Below are 14,784 nucleotides of genomic sequence, written 5' to 3'. Positions count from 1 at the left end.
CCGCGCAAGCATTGGGAAGGTGTCATGACAGGCAACATCGACGGAGTGCCCGCCAAGTTCGCCATGCTCGGGCTGACCTACGACGATGTGCTCCTGCTGCCGGGCGAGTCGGACATGGCCCCGCAGGACATCGACACCTCCTCGCAGGTCTCCCGCAACGTCCGGGTGAACGTGCCGCTGCTGTCCGCCGCGATGGACAAGGTCACCGAGGACCGCATGGCCATCGCCATGGCCCGCCAGGGCGGCGTCGGCGTGCTGCACCGCAACCTGTCGATCGAGGACCAGGCCGCCCAGGTCGACCGGGTCAAGCGGTCGGAGTCGGGCATGGTCACCGACCCGATCACCATCGGGCCCGACGCGGACCTGCGGGAGGCGGACGCGCTGTGCGGCCGCTTCCGGATCAGCGGAGTGCCGGTGACCGACGGCACGGGCAAGCTGCTCGGCATCGTGACCAACCGCGACATGGCCTTCGAGCTGGACCGCAGCCGTCAGGTCCGTGAGGTCATGACGCCGATGCCGCTGGTCACCGGCAAGGTCGGCATCTCCCGCGGCGACGCCATGGAGCTGCTGCGCCGGCACAAGATCGAGAAGCTGCCGCTGGTCGACGGCGAGGGCGTGCTCAAGGGCCTCATCACCGTCAAGGACTTCGTCAAGGCGGAGAAGTACCCGGACGCCGCCAAGGACGCCGAGGGCCGTCTGCTCGTCGGCGCGGCGGTCGGCGTCGCCGGCGACGCGTACGACCGCGCGCAGGCCCTGATCGAGGCGGGCGTCGACTTCGTCGTCGTGGACACCGCGCACGGCCACTCCCGGCTGGTCGGCGACATGGTCGCCAAGATCAAGGCCGACTCGTCGGTCGACGTGGTCGGCGGCAACGTCGCCACCCGCGAGGGTGCGCAGGCGCTGATCGACGCGGGCGTCGACGGCATCAAGGTCGGTGTCGGGCCCGGCTCCATCTGCACCACCCGCGTGGTCGCCGGCATCGGCGTCCCGCAGGTCACCGCGATCCACGAGGCCGCGCTCGCCGCCAAGGAGGCCGGTGTCCCCGTCATCGGCGACGGCGGCCTGCAGTACAGCGGCGACATCGCCAAGGCGCTGGTCGCCGGCGCCGACACGGTGATGCTCGGCAGCCTGCTGGCCGGCTGCGAGGAGTCCCCGGGCGAGCTGCTCTTCATCAACGGCAAGCAGTTCAAGTCCTACCGCGGCATGGGCTCGCTCGGCGCCATGCAGACCCGCGGCGACCAGCGTTCCTTCTCCAAGGACCGCTACTTCCAGGAGGAGGTCGGCGCCGACGACAAGCTGATCCCCGAGGGCGTCGAGGGCCAGGTGCCCTACCGCGGCCCGCTGGGTGCCGTCGTCCACCAGCTCGTCGGCGGTCTGAAGCAGTCCATGTTCTACGTCGGCGGCCGGACCGTGCCGGACATGAAGGAGCACGGCCGCTTCGTCCGCATCACCGCGGCGGGCCTCAAGGAGAGCCACCCGCACGACATCCAGATGACCACCGAGGCGCCGAACTACTCGCGGCGCTGAGCCGCCGGTACCGGCTCGTCCCAGCCCGCGGCCGTCCGGCCGCGGGCTGCGGCGCGTCGGGGATACTGGCACCGCACTCGCAGACGGAAGGGCCCACACGTGACTGAGATCGAGATCGGACGCGGGAAGCGCGGCCGCAAGGCGTACGCGTTCGACGACATCGCCGTCGTCCCGAGCCGGCGCACGCGCGACCCGAAGGAGGTCTCGATCGCCTGGCAGATCGACGCCTACCGCTTCGAGCTGCCCTTCCTGGCGGCCCCCATGGACTCCGTCGTCTCCCCGCAGGCCGCCATCCGCATCGGCGAACTCGGCGGCCTCGGCGTGCTCAACCTCGAGGGCCTGTGGACCCGTTACGAGGACCCCGAGCCGCTGCTCGCGGAGATCGCGGAACTGGACGACGCCGACGCCAACCGCCGCATGCAGGAGGTCTACGCCGAGCCGATCAAGGAGGAGCTGATCGGTCGCCGCATCAAGGAGGTGCGCGACGCGGGCGTCGTCACCGCCGCCGCGCTGTCGCCGCAGCGCACCGCGCAGTTCTCCAAGGCCGTGGTGGACGCCGGCGTCGACCTCTTCGTCATCCGCGGCACCACCGTCTCCGCCGAGCACGTGTCGGGGCGGGCCGAGCCGCTGAACCTCAAGCAGTTCATCTACGAGCTGGACGTCCCGGTGATCGTCGGCGGCTGCGCCACCTACACCGCGGCGCTGCACCTGATGCGGACCGGTGCGGCGGGCGTGCTGGTCGGCTTCGGCGGCGGTGCCGCGCACACCACGCGGAACGTGCTGGGCATCCAGGTGCCGATGGCCACGGCCGTCGCCGACGTCGCCGCCGCGCGGCGCGACTACCTCGACGAGTCCGGCGGCCGGTACGTGCACGTGATCGCCGACGGGGGCGTCGGCTGGTCCGGCGACCTCCCGAAGGCGGTCGCCTGCGGCGCGGACGCGGTGATGATGGGCTCCCCGCTCGCGCGCGCCACGGACGCGCCCGGCCGCGGCCACCACTGGGGCATGGAGGCCGTCCACGAGGACGTGCCGCGCGGCAAGCGGATGGACCTGGGCACCGTCGGCACGACGGAGGAGATCCTCCTCGGGCCCTCCCACACGCCGGACGGGTCGATGAACTTCTTCGGCGCCCTGCGGCGTGCGATGGCGACGACCGGCTACTCCGACCTCAAGGAGTTCCAGCGCGTCGAGGTCACGGTCGCGCGCTCGCGCTGACCCCGGTGCCGTCGTCGCGGCTCAGAGCCGGTGCGCCGCGCCCGTCGGGCTGACGCCGCGGGTGTCCAGCAGGAGCTGGGACTTGGCCGCCAGACCCTGGAGGTCGTAGACGCGGTGGTTCTGCAGCAGCACCGTCAGGTCCGCCGCCCCCGCGGCCTCGTACAGCGAGTCGGCGCGGGGGACGGCGATTCCTCCCGCCTCCCAGCGCTGCACGTACGGGTCGTGGAAGCCGACCTCCGCGCCCAGGTCGCGCAGCCGGCTCGCGATCTCCTCGGCGGGTGAGCCGGCCCGGTCCGCCAGGTCGACCTTGTAGGTGACGCCCAGCAGCAGCACCCGCGCGCCGCGCGCGGACTTGCCGTGTTCGTTGAGGAGCGCGGCGGCGCGCTGCGTCACATAGCGCGGCATGCGGGCGTTCACCTCCTGTGCCAGTTCCACCATCCGCAGCGGGTAGCCGAGGGAACGGCTCGGGTACGACAGGTGGTTGGGGTCGATGGGCACGCTGTGGCCGCCCACCCCCGGCCCCGGCCGGAAGGCCTGGAAGCCGAACGGCTTGGTCTCCGCGCAGCGGATCACGTCCCACAGGTCGACACCGATGTCGTGGCAGAAGACCGCCATCTCGTTGATCAGCGCGATGTTGATCTGCCGGTAGTTGGTCTCCAGCAGCGCGGCCGTCTCCGCCTCGCGCGGCCCGCGCGCGCGGACGACCTTCTCGGTGAGCCGGCCGTAGAAGGCCGCGGCGGCCTCGGTGCAGGCGGGGGTGAGGCCGCCGATCACCTGGGGGATGCGGGCGAGGTCGGTCCCCGCCCCGTCCCCGGGGTCGAGACGGTCGGGGGCGTAGGCGAGGTGGAAGTCGCGACCGGCGCCGAGCCCGGAGCCGTCCTCCAGCACGGTGCGCAGGAACTCCTCCGTGCTGCCGGGGTAGACCGTGGACTGGAGCACCACGGTGGTGCGCGGCCGGAGTACCGGTGCCAGCGTGCGGGCGGCCTCCCGTACCGGGCGCAGGTCGAGCGTGCGGTCGGCGCCGAGTGGGGTGTCGACGCAGATCACGACGGTGCGGACGCCGCCGAGGACGGCGGGGTCGCCGGTGGTGCGGAAGCCCTGGGAGAGCATCCGCCGCAGTGCGGGCGCGGTGAGCGAGCCGTCGGCGGGGGCCCGGCCGGCGGCCAGGTCGGCGACGGTGCGCGGGTCCGGGTCGTAGCCGATGGTGCCGATACCTGCGGCGGTCGCGGCCCGGGCCAGCGGGAGACCCGAATGGCCCAGACCGAGTACGGCGAGATCTGCGCGCATGGTTGCGGGCATCCCCTTCCCCGGTGATCGGTGGCGACGCGTGCGGACCGGCGCTGACCGGCCCGGCGCGGAGCCGGGTGGCGAAGACAGCTCTGTCAGGTTAAGGGCCTATATGACAGATATGTGGTATTGCTCCGCGTGGCAGCCCCGGTGAACAGCCGAAGTGGCGCGAATGGGGGACCATCGACAGTGACGGGGAAGGGATACGACAGCGTCACCCGATGTGACGCGGGTAGCGACACCGAGACACCGCAACGACAGCGGCCGAGGACGACCGGACCGAACCCCGAGGAGGACGCGGTGAGGACAGCGACACTGGGACCGGAGCAGCGCACCGAGGCGCTGGCGAGGATGGCCGAGCGCGAGCTGGACGTGCTCGTCGTCGGCGCGGGCGTGGTCGGCGCGGGCACCGTTCTGGACGCGGCGACCCGCGGCCTGTCCACCGGCATCGTGGAGGCTCGGGACTGGGCCTCCGGTACGTCCAGCCGTTCCAGCAAGCTGATCCACGGCGGCCTGCGCTACCTGGAGATGCTGGACTTCGCGCTGGTCCGTGAGGCGCTGAAGGAACGCGGGCTGCTGCTGGAGCGGATCGCGCCCCACCTGGTGAAGCCGGTGCCGTTCCTCTACCCGTTGCAGCACAAGGGCTGGGAGCGGTTCTACGCCGGTTCGGGCGTGGCGCTCTACGACGCGATGTCGCTGTCCTCCGGGCACGGCCGCGGACTGCCGATGCACCGTCACCTCTCCCGCCGGCGCGCGCTGCGCGTCGCCCCCTGCCTGAAGAAGGACGCCCTCGTCGGCGCTCTGCAGTACTACGACGCGCAGATGGACGACGCCCGCTACGTCGCCACGCTCGTCCGTACGGCCGCCCGCTACGGCGCGCACGCCGCCAACCGGGCCCGGGTGACCGGCTTCCTGCGCGAGGGCGAACGCGTCGTCGGCGCCCGCGTGCAGGACCTGGAACAGGGCGGCGAGTACGAGGTCCGCGCCAAGCAGGTCGTCAACGCGACCGGCGTGTGGACGGACGACACGCAGGCGCTGATCGCCGAGCGCGGCAAGTTCCACGTCCGCGCGTCCAAGGGCATCCACCTGGTGGTGCCCAAGGACCGCATCAACTCCACCACCGGCCTGATCCTGCGGACCGAGAAGAGCGTCCTCTTCGTCATCCCGTGGGGCCGGCACTGGGTCGTCGGCACCACGGACACGGACTGGGACCTGGACAAGGCCCACCCCGCCGCATCGAGCGCGGACATCGACTACCTGCTCGAACACGTCAACTCGGTGCTCGCCACTCCACTGACCCGGGACGACGTGGAGGGCGTGTACGCGGGCCTGCGGCCCCTGCTCGCCGGCGAGTCGGAGGCCACCAGCAAGCTCTCCCGGGAGCACACCGTCGCCCACCCCGTGCCGGGGATGGTCGTGGTGGCGGGCGGCAAGTACACGACGTACCGGGTGATGGCCAAGGACGCGGTGGACGAGGTCGTGCACGGCCTGGACCACCGGGTCGCGGACTGCTGCACCGAGGACGTGCGGCTGGTCGGCGCCGAGGGGTACCGCGCGATGTTCAACGCCCGCGCCCGCATCGCCGCCCGCACCGGCCTGCACGTGGCCCGGGTCGAGCACCTGCTGGGTCGTTACGGCTCGCTCACCGAGGAGGTGCTGGAGCTGATCGCCGGAGATCCGAAGCTGGGCGAACCGCTGCCCGCGGCCGACGACTACCTCAAGGCGGAGATCGTCTACGCCTGCACCCACGAGGGCGCCCGCCACCTGGACGACGTGCTCACCCGCCGCACGCGGATCTCCATCGAGACCTTCGACCGCGGGACGCGCAGCGCCCACGAGTGCGCGGAGCTGATGGCTCCGGTGCTCGGCTGGGACGCCGAGCAGATCGACCGCGAGGTCCAGCACTACCGGAAGCGGGTGGAGGCCGAACGGGAGTCGCAGCGCCAGCCCGACGACCTCACCGCCGACGCCGCCCGCCTGGGCGCGCCGGACATCGTGCCGCTCTGACGCCGGCGCCCGGGTCCCGGGTCCCGGCGCCCGGGTCCCGGGTCCTGCGAGCCCCTCGGGACCCGGGCCGCGTGCGACCGGCCGCCGGTCAGTGCCCTTCGTGCTGCTTCGCCAGCGACGGGCCGTAGTTGGGGATGTTGGCGCCCACGCCGACCGTCACGCTCCCGTTGTACGCGGTGCCCTGGTACGGGGCACCGCCGTTGGCGAACTGCCAGCCGCCGATCACGGCGCCGTGCACGTTGATGTAGCTGTCGCCGCTGAGCAGCGAGAAGTGCACGTGCGGGCCGCTGGACGCGCCGCCGCAGGAGACGTCGTTGCCGATGTGGCCGAGCGCGGTGCCGGCGCCCACCGAGGCGCCCTGCGGCGTGATGTTGTTGACCAGGTGGTAGTAGTCCGTGGACAGGCCGTTGTCGTGGTAGATCCGGATCCAGCCGCGGTAGCCGCCGGAGGCGCACATCGCGTACGCCACGCCCCCGCGGGCCGCGCGGGCGATGCCGTCGCCGCCGGAGAAGTCCAGGGAGCTCCACGCGCCGCCCGCCCCGACGCCGAACGGGTGCGGCCCGCCGGTCCAGGTCCAGGTCTGTCCCACCGCCCACGGCAGTGTCAGCCCGGTGTTGGCGAACCCGGCGGCGCCCTGCGGCTCACGGGTGCCGACCTTGCCGAGGACCGACCGCTCCTTCGCGGAGAGCAGCGTGCCGGGCGCGCGCTCGACCAGCGTGCGGAACTCCGCACTGCCCTCGAGCGCGACGTCCCACGCGCCACCGTCGGCCCGCGCGACGTACAACCAGCCCTCCGGCGAGGCGTGCTCGTCCGGCGGCGCGGTCAGGACGGTCGAGCCGAAGGCCCACCGGCCGTCGCCGGCCCGCCGTTCGACGGCGACCTGGCTCTCGCGGGAGGCTGCCGCCAGCCGTGCCGTGGTGGCGTCGGCGCGGCCGAGCGTCGCCTCGGCGACGGCGGTGCGCAGTGTGCCCGCGGGCGGGGCCTCGGCGGGCTCCGCCCCGGCGGGGGCGGCGGTGCCGACGAGGACGGAGAGGGTCGCCGCCAGCGCGGCGACGCCGGCGCGGAGGCGGAACCGCCGTGCGCCGTCGCGCGGGGCGCGTCTCGGGCGGGAGGAGGGGGACGGTGTCATGTGGGGCTCGCTTTCACGAGAGCGTGGGGGTCGCGGTGCCGCATCTGGGTGATGCGAACATGACACTTGTACACGTCGTGCACCAGGAGTAGAAGGACGCGGGCGGAAGACGGCACGCACCTCCCGCCCGCCCTGGTGCGGCAGCCGTCCCGCCCTTCAGGACGCCGCGCCGCACTCCCGCCGCCCGGCGCCCCGACGCCGCAACGGGGACCGGAGCCACCGCCGGCCGGCCGTCCGGCCGCGGACGCGCCGGAGGCGCGGTCGGGGGTGTCCGTGCGCCTCGTCCAGCAGCGGCTCGAGGTGCTCGCCCACCCCGCGAGGATGCGGCTCGCCCGCTTCCTCGCCCGCGCGCCGTACACGACGGGGGAGTTGGCCGAGTCGATGGGCATCAGCGCGCCGGAGGTGTCGCGGCATCTGACGCAGATGCGCAAGGTCGGCCTGATGACCACGCGCCGCCGCGGCCGGTACGTGCTGCACCAGCTCGACCTGCGGGTCGTGGTGCGCCTGGGCGCGGACTTCCTGGAGGGCGTGCTGCGGTAGCCGCCCCGGTGCCCGCCGGGGCGGAGGGCACGACGTGCGGACGGTCGTGTGCCCGCCGCGCGGGGGCCCGTTGAGCACCTGCCCGCGTGCACGCGGTCCCTTGAGGTAGGCCACAATGGGTATCCGCCGAGGAGTCGGCCGCTTGAGGGGAAGCAAGGGGTTTCATGGGCCAGGACGTTGAGGAGGGCCGCCTCGTCGGCGGTCGTTACCGGCTCGAGGGTGTGCTGGGCCGCGGCGGCATGGGAACGGTGTGGCGCGGCACGGACGAAACCCTGGGCCGCACGGTCGCGGTGAAGGAACTGCGGTTCCCGTCGAGCGTGGACGAGGACGAGAAGCAGCGCCTCATCACCCGCACCCGGCGCGAGGCGAAGGCCATCGCCCGCATCCGCAGCGGCAGCGCCGTCACCGTGTTCGACGTCGTGGACGAGGACGACCGCCCGTGGATCGTCATGGAGCTGGTCGAGGGCGGCTCGCTGGCCGACCGCATCCGCAAGGAGGGCCCGCTGACCCCGCGCCGGGCGGCCGAGGTGGGTCTCGCGGTCCTCGACGTGCTGCGCGCCGCACACCGCGAGGGCATCCTGCACCGCGACGTGAAGCCGTCCAACGTGCTGATGGAGGAGGGCACCGACCGCGTCGTGCTCACCGACTTCGGCATCGCCAAGGTCGAGGGCGACCCCTCCATCACCTCGACCGGCATGCTCGTCGGCGCCCCCTCCTACATCTCGCCCGAACGCGCCCGCGGCAAGCCGCCGGGTCCGCCCGCCGATCTGTGGTCCCTGGGTGGACTGCTGTACGCGGCGGTCGAGGGGCGCCCGCCCTACGACAAGGGCTCCGCGCTCTCCACGCTCACCGCGGTGATGACCGAGCCCGTGCCGCCGCCGACGAAGGCCGGCGAACTCACCGACGTGCTCTACGGGTTGCTGGAGAAGGACCCTGAGAAGCGGCTGGACGTCGACGGCGCGTACACCCTGCTGGACGCCGTGGCGTCCGGCGCCGCCGCCGTGCCCGAGGTGCCCGACGCCACCCGCGCGGTCATGCTGCCGCCCGCTCCCGAGGACGGGGACACCGGCGACGGGAAGACCGGCGAGGACGCGAAGGGCTCCGCCGCGTCGCCGTGGTCGAGCGGCACCACCGGCGGGCGCAGCGCGCCCCGCGGCGGCAGTACGCGTTCCGGCGAGCGGCTGCGCGGCGCTTGGAAGTCCGTACGCGCCGCCGCCGCGGCCGACGCGGCGTCGGGCTCCGCCTCGACGGGAGCGGCGGACGAGGGCGCGACCACCCCGGAGAAGAAGGACGGCACGGACGAGAAGTCCGGCGGGGGCGTCGTCGCGGCCCACGCCTCCGGCCCGGCCCACGCCTCCGGCCCGGGCGACGCCACCGGATCGGTCGCGAGCCGGGCCGGAGGCCCCGCTCCCGCACGCTCCGGGGGCGACCTGCTCGCCACGCTCAAGAGCCCCGGCGGCAAGCGGGCCCTGATCGTGGCCGGCGTCCTCGTGACCGTACTGGTGATCATCGGCGCGGTGATCGCCAACGGCGACGACGGCGGCAGCGGCAGCGGTTCGGGCACCGGCGACGGCGGCAACAGCGCCGGCAAGGACCCCGGTAAGAAGGACGAGAGCGCCGAGAACGGCACCTCCGGCACGGGCGAGGGCGGCGACAAGCCGGCGCCGGACCCCACACCGAGCGGTGACGACGAGCAGGACGACGGCGAGGGCGGCGACGACGGCGCGGACCAGGACGGCGGCGGCCTCCCCGAGGGATACACCACCGTGGAGAACTCCGGCTTCCACTTCTCCGTGGCGATGCCCGAGGGCTTCGAGATGTACGGCACGGCGGGCCGCGGTTCGGGCGCCAAGTACCGTCCGGCGGACGGCGGTTACCCGCGCATACAGGTCGACTACACGGGCAGCCCCGGCGACGACGCGCTGGCGGCCTGGCAGGGGCTCGAGGGGGCGACCCGCAGTCAGAGCACCGACTACAAGCGCGTGAGCATGGAAGAGGTCGAGTGGCGCGACTACCCGACCGTCGCGGACTGGGTCTTCGAGCGCACCGAGGGCGGCGAACGGGTACGGGTGATCAACCGGGGTTTCAAGGTGGACGACGGCCAGGGCCACGCCATTCTGGTGACCTGCAAGGCCGACGCGTGGGACGGCGAGGCCTGCACCACCCTGCGCGAGACCGCCTTCGAGACCTTCCGGCCGCGCTGAGGTCCGTCCGGTCCGGTACAGACGTCACGATCCGTGCGCGGGCGGCGGCGTGACGCCGCGACAGCACGTATCGTGAGAGGTCGTGGACCGTACGCATCCGCAACACGACGGAAGCCGAACGGTTTCGACAGGCTCTGCTCGGCACGGTGGGGAGGCGCTGTGGACGACGACGTGGAGTACGCGGGACGGCTCCTCGCCGGACGCTACCGACTGCCGTACGTGGCCGACGACTTCGCCGAACCGGCCGGCACCCCGGCGTACGACACGGCCAGCGGCCAGGAGGTGCTGGCCCGCCGGGTCCTGCTGCCCGAAGTCGTCGAGGCCGAGTTCCTGGACGACGCGCCTCCCGGCCGGGCGGGCGCGAACGGGGGGAGTGCGGGGGCGACCCGGCAGCCCTCCGACCGGGCGGTGCGCCGCGCCGTCGAGGCGGCCCTCGCCGCGTCCCGCATACCCGACCATCCACGGCTGGACCAGGTTTTCGACGCCTTCGTGGAGGGCGACGCGCTGTGGGTGATCAGTGAACTCCTGCCCGCACGGCCGCTGTCCGAGCTGATCGCCGCCCGTCCGCTCGCCGCCCACCGGGCGGCCGAGATCGCCGCCGACGTGCTCGCCGCGCTGCGCACGGTGCACGCCCACGGGTGGGTGCACCGCAACGTCACCGCCCGCACGGTGCTGGTCTGCGACGACGGGCGCGCCGTCCTCACCGGCCTGGCCGCCGGGGCGGCGGAGGAGGCGCTGTGCGGCCACGACCCGCTCCCCGACCCGTCGCGCACCACCGCCGAACCGCGCGGCGGGATACCGCCCGCCGCCCAGCCCGGCCGCCCGGCCGCAGCGGACGCCGCCGCGCCGGCCCGCGCCGTGCCGGGTCTTCCCAGCGCGGCGCAGAGTCCCCTTCCCGCGGGCTTCCACCGCGACGCGCCGCACGCCCTCGCCGCGCACCAGCACCAGCACCAGGAGCAGGAGCAGCACCAGCAAGGGTCGCTGCCCGCGACGTTCGCCGGCCCGGATGCGCCGGGCACGGCGGAGACCGGGGACGGCTCGGCGGACGCGGTGCCGGTGCCCGGCCGGGAGGGGATCTTCGGGTTCGAGGGCGCCGACTCCGGCGGCGGGCCCGCCGCCCGTGCCGCCCGGCGCGGGGCCATCGCGGCCTACCGGGCCGGCGCGCAGGCGGCCACCGCCCGGGTCGCCGCCGAGGCGCAGCAGCGCCGGGGCGCCGACTGGTGGACCAAGGACTCCGGGCCCTCGGCGGACGATCCCGGCAGCGGACCGCACGACCCGTATGACCCGTACGGCCCGCACGGCAGCCCGTACGCCCCGGCCGACCGGGGCCCGGAGGCGCACGGTACGGACCCGCACGGTCCGGCCGCGCTGCCCGGCCCGCGCCGGATCCCCGGCCGTTCCGTGCCGACACCGTGGGCGCCCGAGCAGCGGGACCCCGTGCCGGACGCCCCGGGCGACGAGGAGGCGGCCGCCGGGACGGAGCACGCCGAACGCCACCGCGGCCCCACCACCTCGCTCGCCGCCGAACGGGCCCGCCAGGCGCGGATGACGATGGTCGGTGCGACGACCGAACGCTGGGCGCCCGAACAAGCCGGACCGGTCCACGAGAACTGGCGCCTTGCACCGCCCGTCGGCCCGTCGGCCGACCTGTGGGCCCTCGGCGTTCTGCTCTTCCGCGCCGTCCAGGGCCACGCGCCCTACCCGGAGGACGACGTCGCCGAACTGGTGCAGATGGTGTGCGCCGAACCGCCCGCGTTCGCCGAGGAATGCGGCCCGCTGCGTCCGGTCGTCGAGTCACTGATGCGCCAGGACCCCACCGAGCGGCCCGACTTCGAGGTGCTGCGCGGCTGGCTGCGGTCGCTGATCCGCTCCGCACCGGAGCCGGACGTCGGCCGCTACACGCTCACCGCGCCGCCGTCCCTGGAGCCCGGCCGCCCCTCCGACCCGCGCCGGCTGCCCGTCAAGCGGCGCCGCGGCGAACTGGTCCGCAGGAGGCGCACCGGCCGCGGACCGCGCGGCGGCGCGCGGCGTACGCAGCGCCACGCGCCGGCCGCGCCGCGCCCCGCTCCCCAACGCGCGGCGCGTCCCGAACCCGCGCCGCGGCAGCCGCAGGAGCCGCGCCCGCCGCGCCCCGCCCGGGCGCCGAGGGCCGGCGGCACGGGCAGCAGCCCGAAGAGCCTGGGCCGGCTGCTCCTCGGGGGCGTGCTGTTGCTGCTCACTGCGGCCGTGCTGTACGCGATGTGGTTCATGCCGAAGCAGGACACCGTGGACGACGGCAGCCGCCGCAGCTCGCTGGAGCAGCCCGAGGCGCCGCCCGCGTCCGGCGGGCCGGCGCCCGAGGAGACGGCGGGGCAGCAGGACGACGAGCGGGAGCCGTCGGGGGAGACCGCGCCGCAGACCTCCGAACCGGCCGCCCCCGCGGACGGCTTCCGCCTGCACGAGGATCCGACGGGTTTCCGCATCGCGGTGCCCGAGGGCTGGGACCGCAACGCCCCGAACGGGCGCGGCCAGGTGCGGTTCGACAGCGGCGAGTTCGAGATGGTGGTCGTCAAGGGCCGTGACTCGACGGAGAAGTTCGGCAGCGACCCGATGGCGTACCAGAGCGACGGCGAGCGCGAGCTGGAGCCGTTCCGCACCTCCGACTGGTCGTCGGCCTCTGGTCTGCGGCGCATCGACGTGGGCGACACGGCGATGGCCGAGGGTACGTACACCTGGCAGGACGCCAGCGGGCGCGACGTCTACGTGCGGAACCGGGCGATGATCCTCGACGGCCGGTACCACCTGGTGCTGGTCATCGGCCCGGACGACGAGCGTGACGCGGTCGACCGCTGGTTCGAGGGCGCCGCCGACACCTACCGCGTCCTGCGGTAGCCCCTCCGGGACCTCTGCGCGCCTCGGCGCCCGGGCGCCCCGTCCGCCGGCCGGCGGTCCTCGACCCGCGTCTGGTCCGAGTGCCGGCATGCGGAGGCCCGTACGAGGGCCGACGGCCGTTGGTCGCCCCGCGTCCGCCACTCCCGGTTCCTCGGTCGCGACGGCGTGCGCCGGCCCGGCGGCGTCCGGGCCCGGGGCGGGCGGCACCCCCGTATCCGGCCGCTCTCCGTCGCGGCGGCGAGACCGCGCCAGTGTCCACTGGCGTGATGGTAAAGCTCCGGTGAAGACGGTTACCGACGGGTATACACGTGACACCCGCGACCGTACTCTGCGCGCATGACGGACTCGCAGGACACGGTCAGCCCGCCCCCCGCCGCCGACCCCGCCCCGGCCGAACCGGACCGCGGCAATCCGGTCGCCGAGGCGCCGGACGGGGACGCGAGCGGGCGGACTGCCGCCGACGTCGTCACGCCCGACGTCGTCGCACGCCTCACCCGCGCCGTCGTCGGCTCCCAGCGCACCGTGAACCACTGCCCGCTCACCGGCGAGGTGCTCGCTCGGCTGCCGGAGTCCACACCCGACGACGTGCTCACCGCCTTCGAGCGGGCGCGCGCCGCCCAGACGGCGTGGGCGGCCCGCAGCGTACGGGAGCGCGCGGCCGTCCTGCTGCGCTTCCACGATCTCCTCCTCGCCCGCCAGGACGAGGTGCTGGACCTGATCCAGCTGGAGACCGGCAAGGTGCGGCTGCACGCGCACGAGGAGGTGCTCGCCGTCGCCGTCGCGGCCCGCCACTACGGCCGCAAGGCTCCGGCGTACCTGCGGCCGAAGGGCCACACCGGCGCCATCCCGGTGCTCACCAAGGTCACCGAGCACCGCCACCCCCGCGGCGTCGTCGGCCAGATCGCGCCGTGGAACTACCCGCTGGAACTGTCCGTCGGCGACGCCCTCCCGGCCCTCGTCTCCGGCAACGCGCTCGTCATGAAGCCGGACACCGAGACCGCACTGACCGCCCTGTGGGCGCGGGAGCTGCTGGTCGAGGCGGGGCTGCCGCCCGAGGTGTGGCAGATGGTGATCGGTGACGGCCCGGTCGTCGGGCCGGTCGTCGTCGCCCAGGCCGACTACGTGTCGTTCACCGGCTCCACCCGCACCGGCCGCGAGGTCGCGCAGAACGCGGCCGCCCGGCTGATCGGCTGCTCCCTCGAACTCGGCGGCAAGAACGCCATGCTGGTGCTGGAGGACGCCGACCTCGACAAGGCCGCCGAGGGCGCCGTCCGTGCCGCCTTCTCCTCCGCGGGCCAGCTGTGCATCTCCGTCGAACGGCTCTACGTCCACGAGTCCGTCGCGGACGCCTTCCTGGAGAAGTTCGTCGCCCGCACGAAGGCCGTACGGCTCGGCCGGCACCTCGCGTTCGGCGCCGAGATGGGCTCGCTGGTCTCGCAGCGGCAGTTCGAGCTGGTCACCGAACACGTCGGGGAGGCCGTCGCCAAGGGCGCCACCGTGCTGACCGGCGGCCGCGCCCGCCCCGACGTCGGCCCGCTGTTCTTCGAACCGACCGTGCTCGACGGAGTGGAGCCGTCGATGACGCTGTGCACCCAGGAGACCTTCGGCCCGGTGGTCTCCGTCTACCGCGTCTCCGACGAGGACGAGGCCGTCCGCCGCGCCAACGCCACCCCGTACGGCCTGAACTCCAGCGTCTGGAGCCGTGACGGGCGCCGCGCCCGCCGCGTGGCCGCCCGGCTGCGCACCGGCACCGTCAATGTCAACGAGGGCTACGCGCCCGCGTACGGCAGCGTGCAGGCCCCCATGGGAGGCATGGGGGAGTCCGGCATCGGGCGGCGCCACGGCTCCGAGGGCATCCTCAAGTTCACCGAGCCGCAGACCGTCGCCCACCAGCGCGTGCTGCCGATGGCGCCGTCGATGGGGATGAGCGACGCCTCGTACGCCGCGTTCATGAACGTGTCCCTGAAGGCCCTCAAACTGCTCCGCTTCCGCTGACCCGAAGGA

At 74.1% G+C, this 14,784-nt stretch carries 8 protein-coding genes and 1 pseudogene; 7 read left to right on the top strand and 2 right to left on the bottom strand.

Annotation, left to right across the window (positions count from 1 at the left end):
- Nucleotides 1-24: 24 nt before the first annotated feature.
- The gene (gene guaB, locus RM572_RS17420; protein ID WP_311674284.1) at nucleotides 25-1,527 is read left to right on the top strand and encodes an IMP dehydrogenase; all 1,503 of its coding nucleotides are present in this window, start codon (nucleotides 25-27) and stop codon (nucleotides 1,525-1,527) included.
- 99 nt (nucleotides 1,528-1,626) lie between these two features.
- On the top strand, nucleotides 1,627-2,742 hold the full coding sequence (locus RM572_RS17415; protein WP_311674283.1) for a GuaB3 family IMP dehydrogenase-related protein: 1,116 nt from the start codon (nucleotides 1,627-1,629) through the stop codon (nucleotides 2,740-2,742).
- Nucleotides 2,743-2,763: 21 nt separating this feature from the next.
- On the opposite strand, the gene RM572_RS17410 is transcribed toward RM572_RS17415, so the two are convergent.
- Entirely contained in the window at nucleotides 2,764-4,029 is a 1,266-nt protein-coding gene (locus RM572_RS17410; RefSeq protein ID WP_311674282.1) for a nucleotide sugar dehydrogenase, read from the bottom strand.
- A gap of 300 nt (nucleotides 4,030-4,329) precedes the next feature.
- Between RM572_RS17410 and RM572_RS17405 the strand changes: the two genes are divergently transcribed.
- On the top strand, nucleotides 4,330-6,036 hold the full coding sequence (locus RM572_RS17405) for a glycerol-3-phosphate dehydrogenase/oxidase (RefSeq protein ID WP_027763328.1): 1,707 nt from the start codon (nucleotides 4,330-4,332) through the stop codon (nucleotides 6,034-6,036).
- Between the two features lie 88 nt (nucleotides 6,037-6,124).
- On the opposite strand, the gene RM572_RS17400 is transcribed toward RM572_RS17405, so the two are convergent.
- Complete coding sequence (locus RM572_RS17400; protein WP_311674281.1) at nucleotides 6,125-7,165, bottom strand: M23 family metallopeptidase; 1,041 nt, start codon at nucleotides 7,163-7,165, stop codon at nucleotides 6,125-6,127.
- Nucleotides 7,166-7,435: 270 nt separating this feature from the next.
- Here RM572_RS17400 and RM572_RS17395 point away from each other — a divergent pair.
- The 4 genes and pseudogenes from RM572_RS17395 to RM572_RS17380 all read left to right on the top strand — a co-directional run.
- Nucleotides 7,436-7,705 (top strand): annotated as a pseudogene (locus RM572_RS17395) (ArsR/SmtB family transcription factor); the annotation flags it as partial.
- A 164-nt stretch (nucleotides 7,706-7,869) separates the two neighbouring features.
- Nucleotides 7,870-9,909, top strand: coding sequence for a serine/threonine-protein kinase (locus RM572_RS17390; protein WP_311674280.1), 2,040 nt, complete (start codon nucleotides 7,870-7,872; stop codon nucleotides 9,907-9,909).
- 159 nt (nucleotides 9,910-10,068) lie between these two features.
- Nucleotides 10,069-12,780, top strand: a complete 2,712-nt coding sequence (locus RM572_RS17385; RefSeq protein ID WP_311674279.1) for a protein kinase — start codon at nucleotides 10,069-10,071, stop codon at nucleotides 12,778-12,780.
- Between the two features lie 336 nt (nucleotides 12,781-13,116).
- Complete coding sequence (locus RM572_RS17380) at nucleotides 13,117-14,775, top strand: succinic semialdehyde dehydrogenase (RefSeq protein ID WP_311674278.1); 1,659 nt, start codon at nucleotides 13,117-13,119, stop codon at nucleotides 14,773-14,775.
- Nucleotides 14,776-14,784 lie beyond the last annotated feature (9 nt).

Origin of the sequence: Streptomyces hazeniae, assembly GCF_031845485.1 — a bacterium.
Classification (GTDB): Bacteria; Actinomycetota; Actinomycetes; order Streptomycetales; family Streptomycetaceae; genus Streptomyces; species Streptomyces hazeniae.
Note: the sequence above shows the minus strand (reverse complement) of the source record. Positions and strands in the feature narration are given on the sequence as shown.

Excerpts from the sequence above, each read along its gene's own strand:
- RM572_RS17380 (WP_311674278.1), top strand. The coding sequence starts at position 13,117 with ATGACGGACTCGCAGGACACGGTCAGCCCGCCCCCCGCCGCCGACCCC.
- guaB (WP_311674284.1), top strand. The coding sequence starts at position 25 with ATGACAGGCAACATCGACGGAGTGCCCGCCAAGTTCGCCATGCTCGGG.
- RM572_RS17410 (WP_311674282.1), bottom strand. The coding sequence starts at position 4,029 with ATGCGCGCAGATCTCGCCGTACTCGGTCTGGGCCATTCGGGTCTCCCG.
- RM572_RS17390 (WP_311674280.1), top strand. The coding sequence starts at position 7,870 with ATGGGCCAGGACGTTGAGGAGGGCCGCCTCGTCGGCGGTCGTTACCGG.
- RM572_RS17400 (WP_311674281.1), bottom strand. The coding sequence starts at position 7,165 with ATGACACCGTCCCCCTCCTCCCGCCCGAGACGCGCCCCGCGCGACGGC.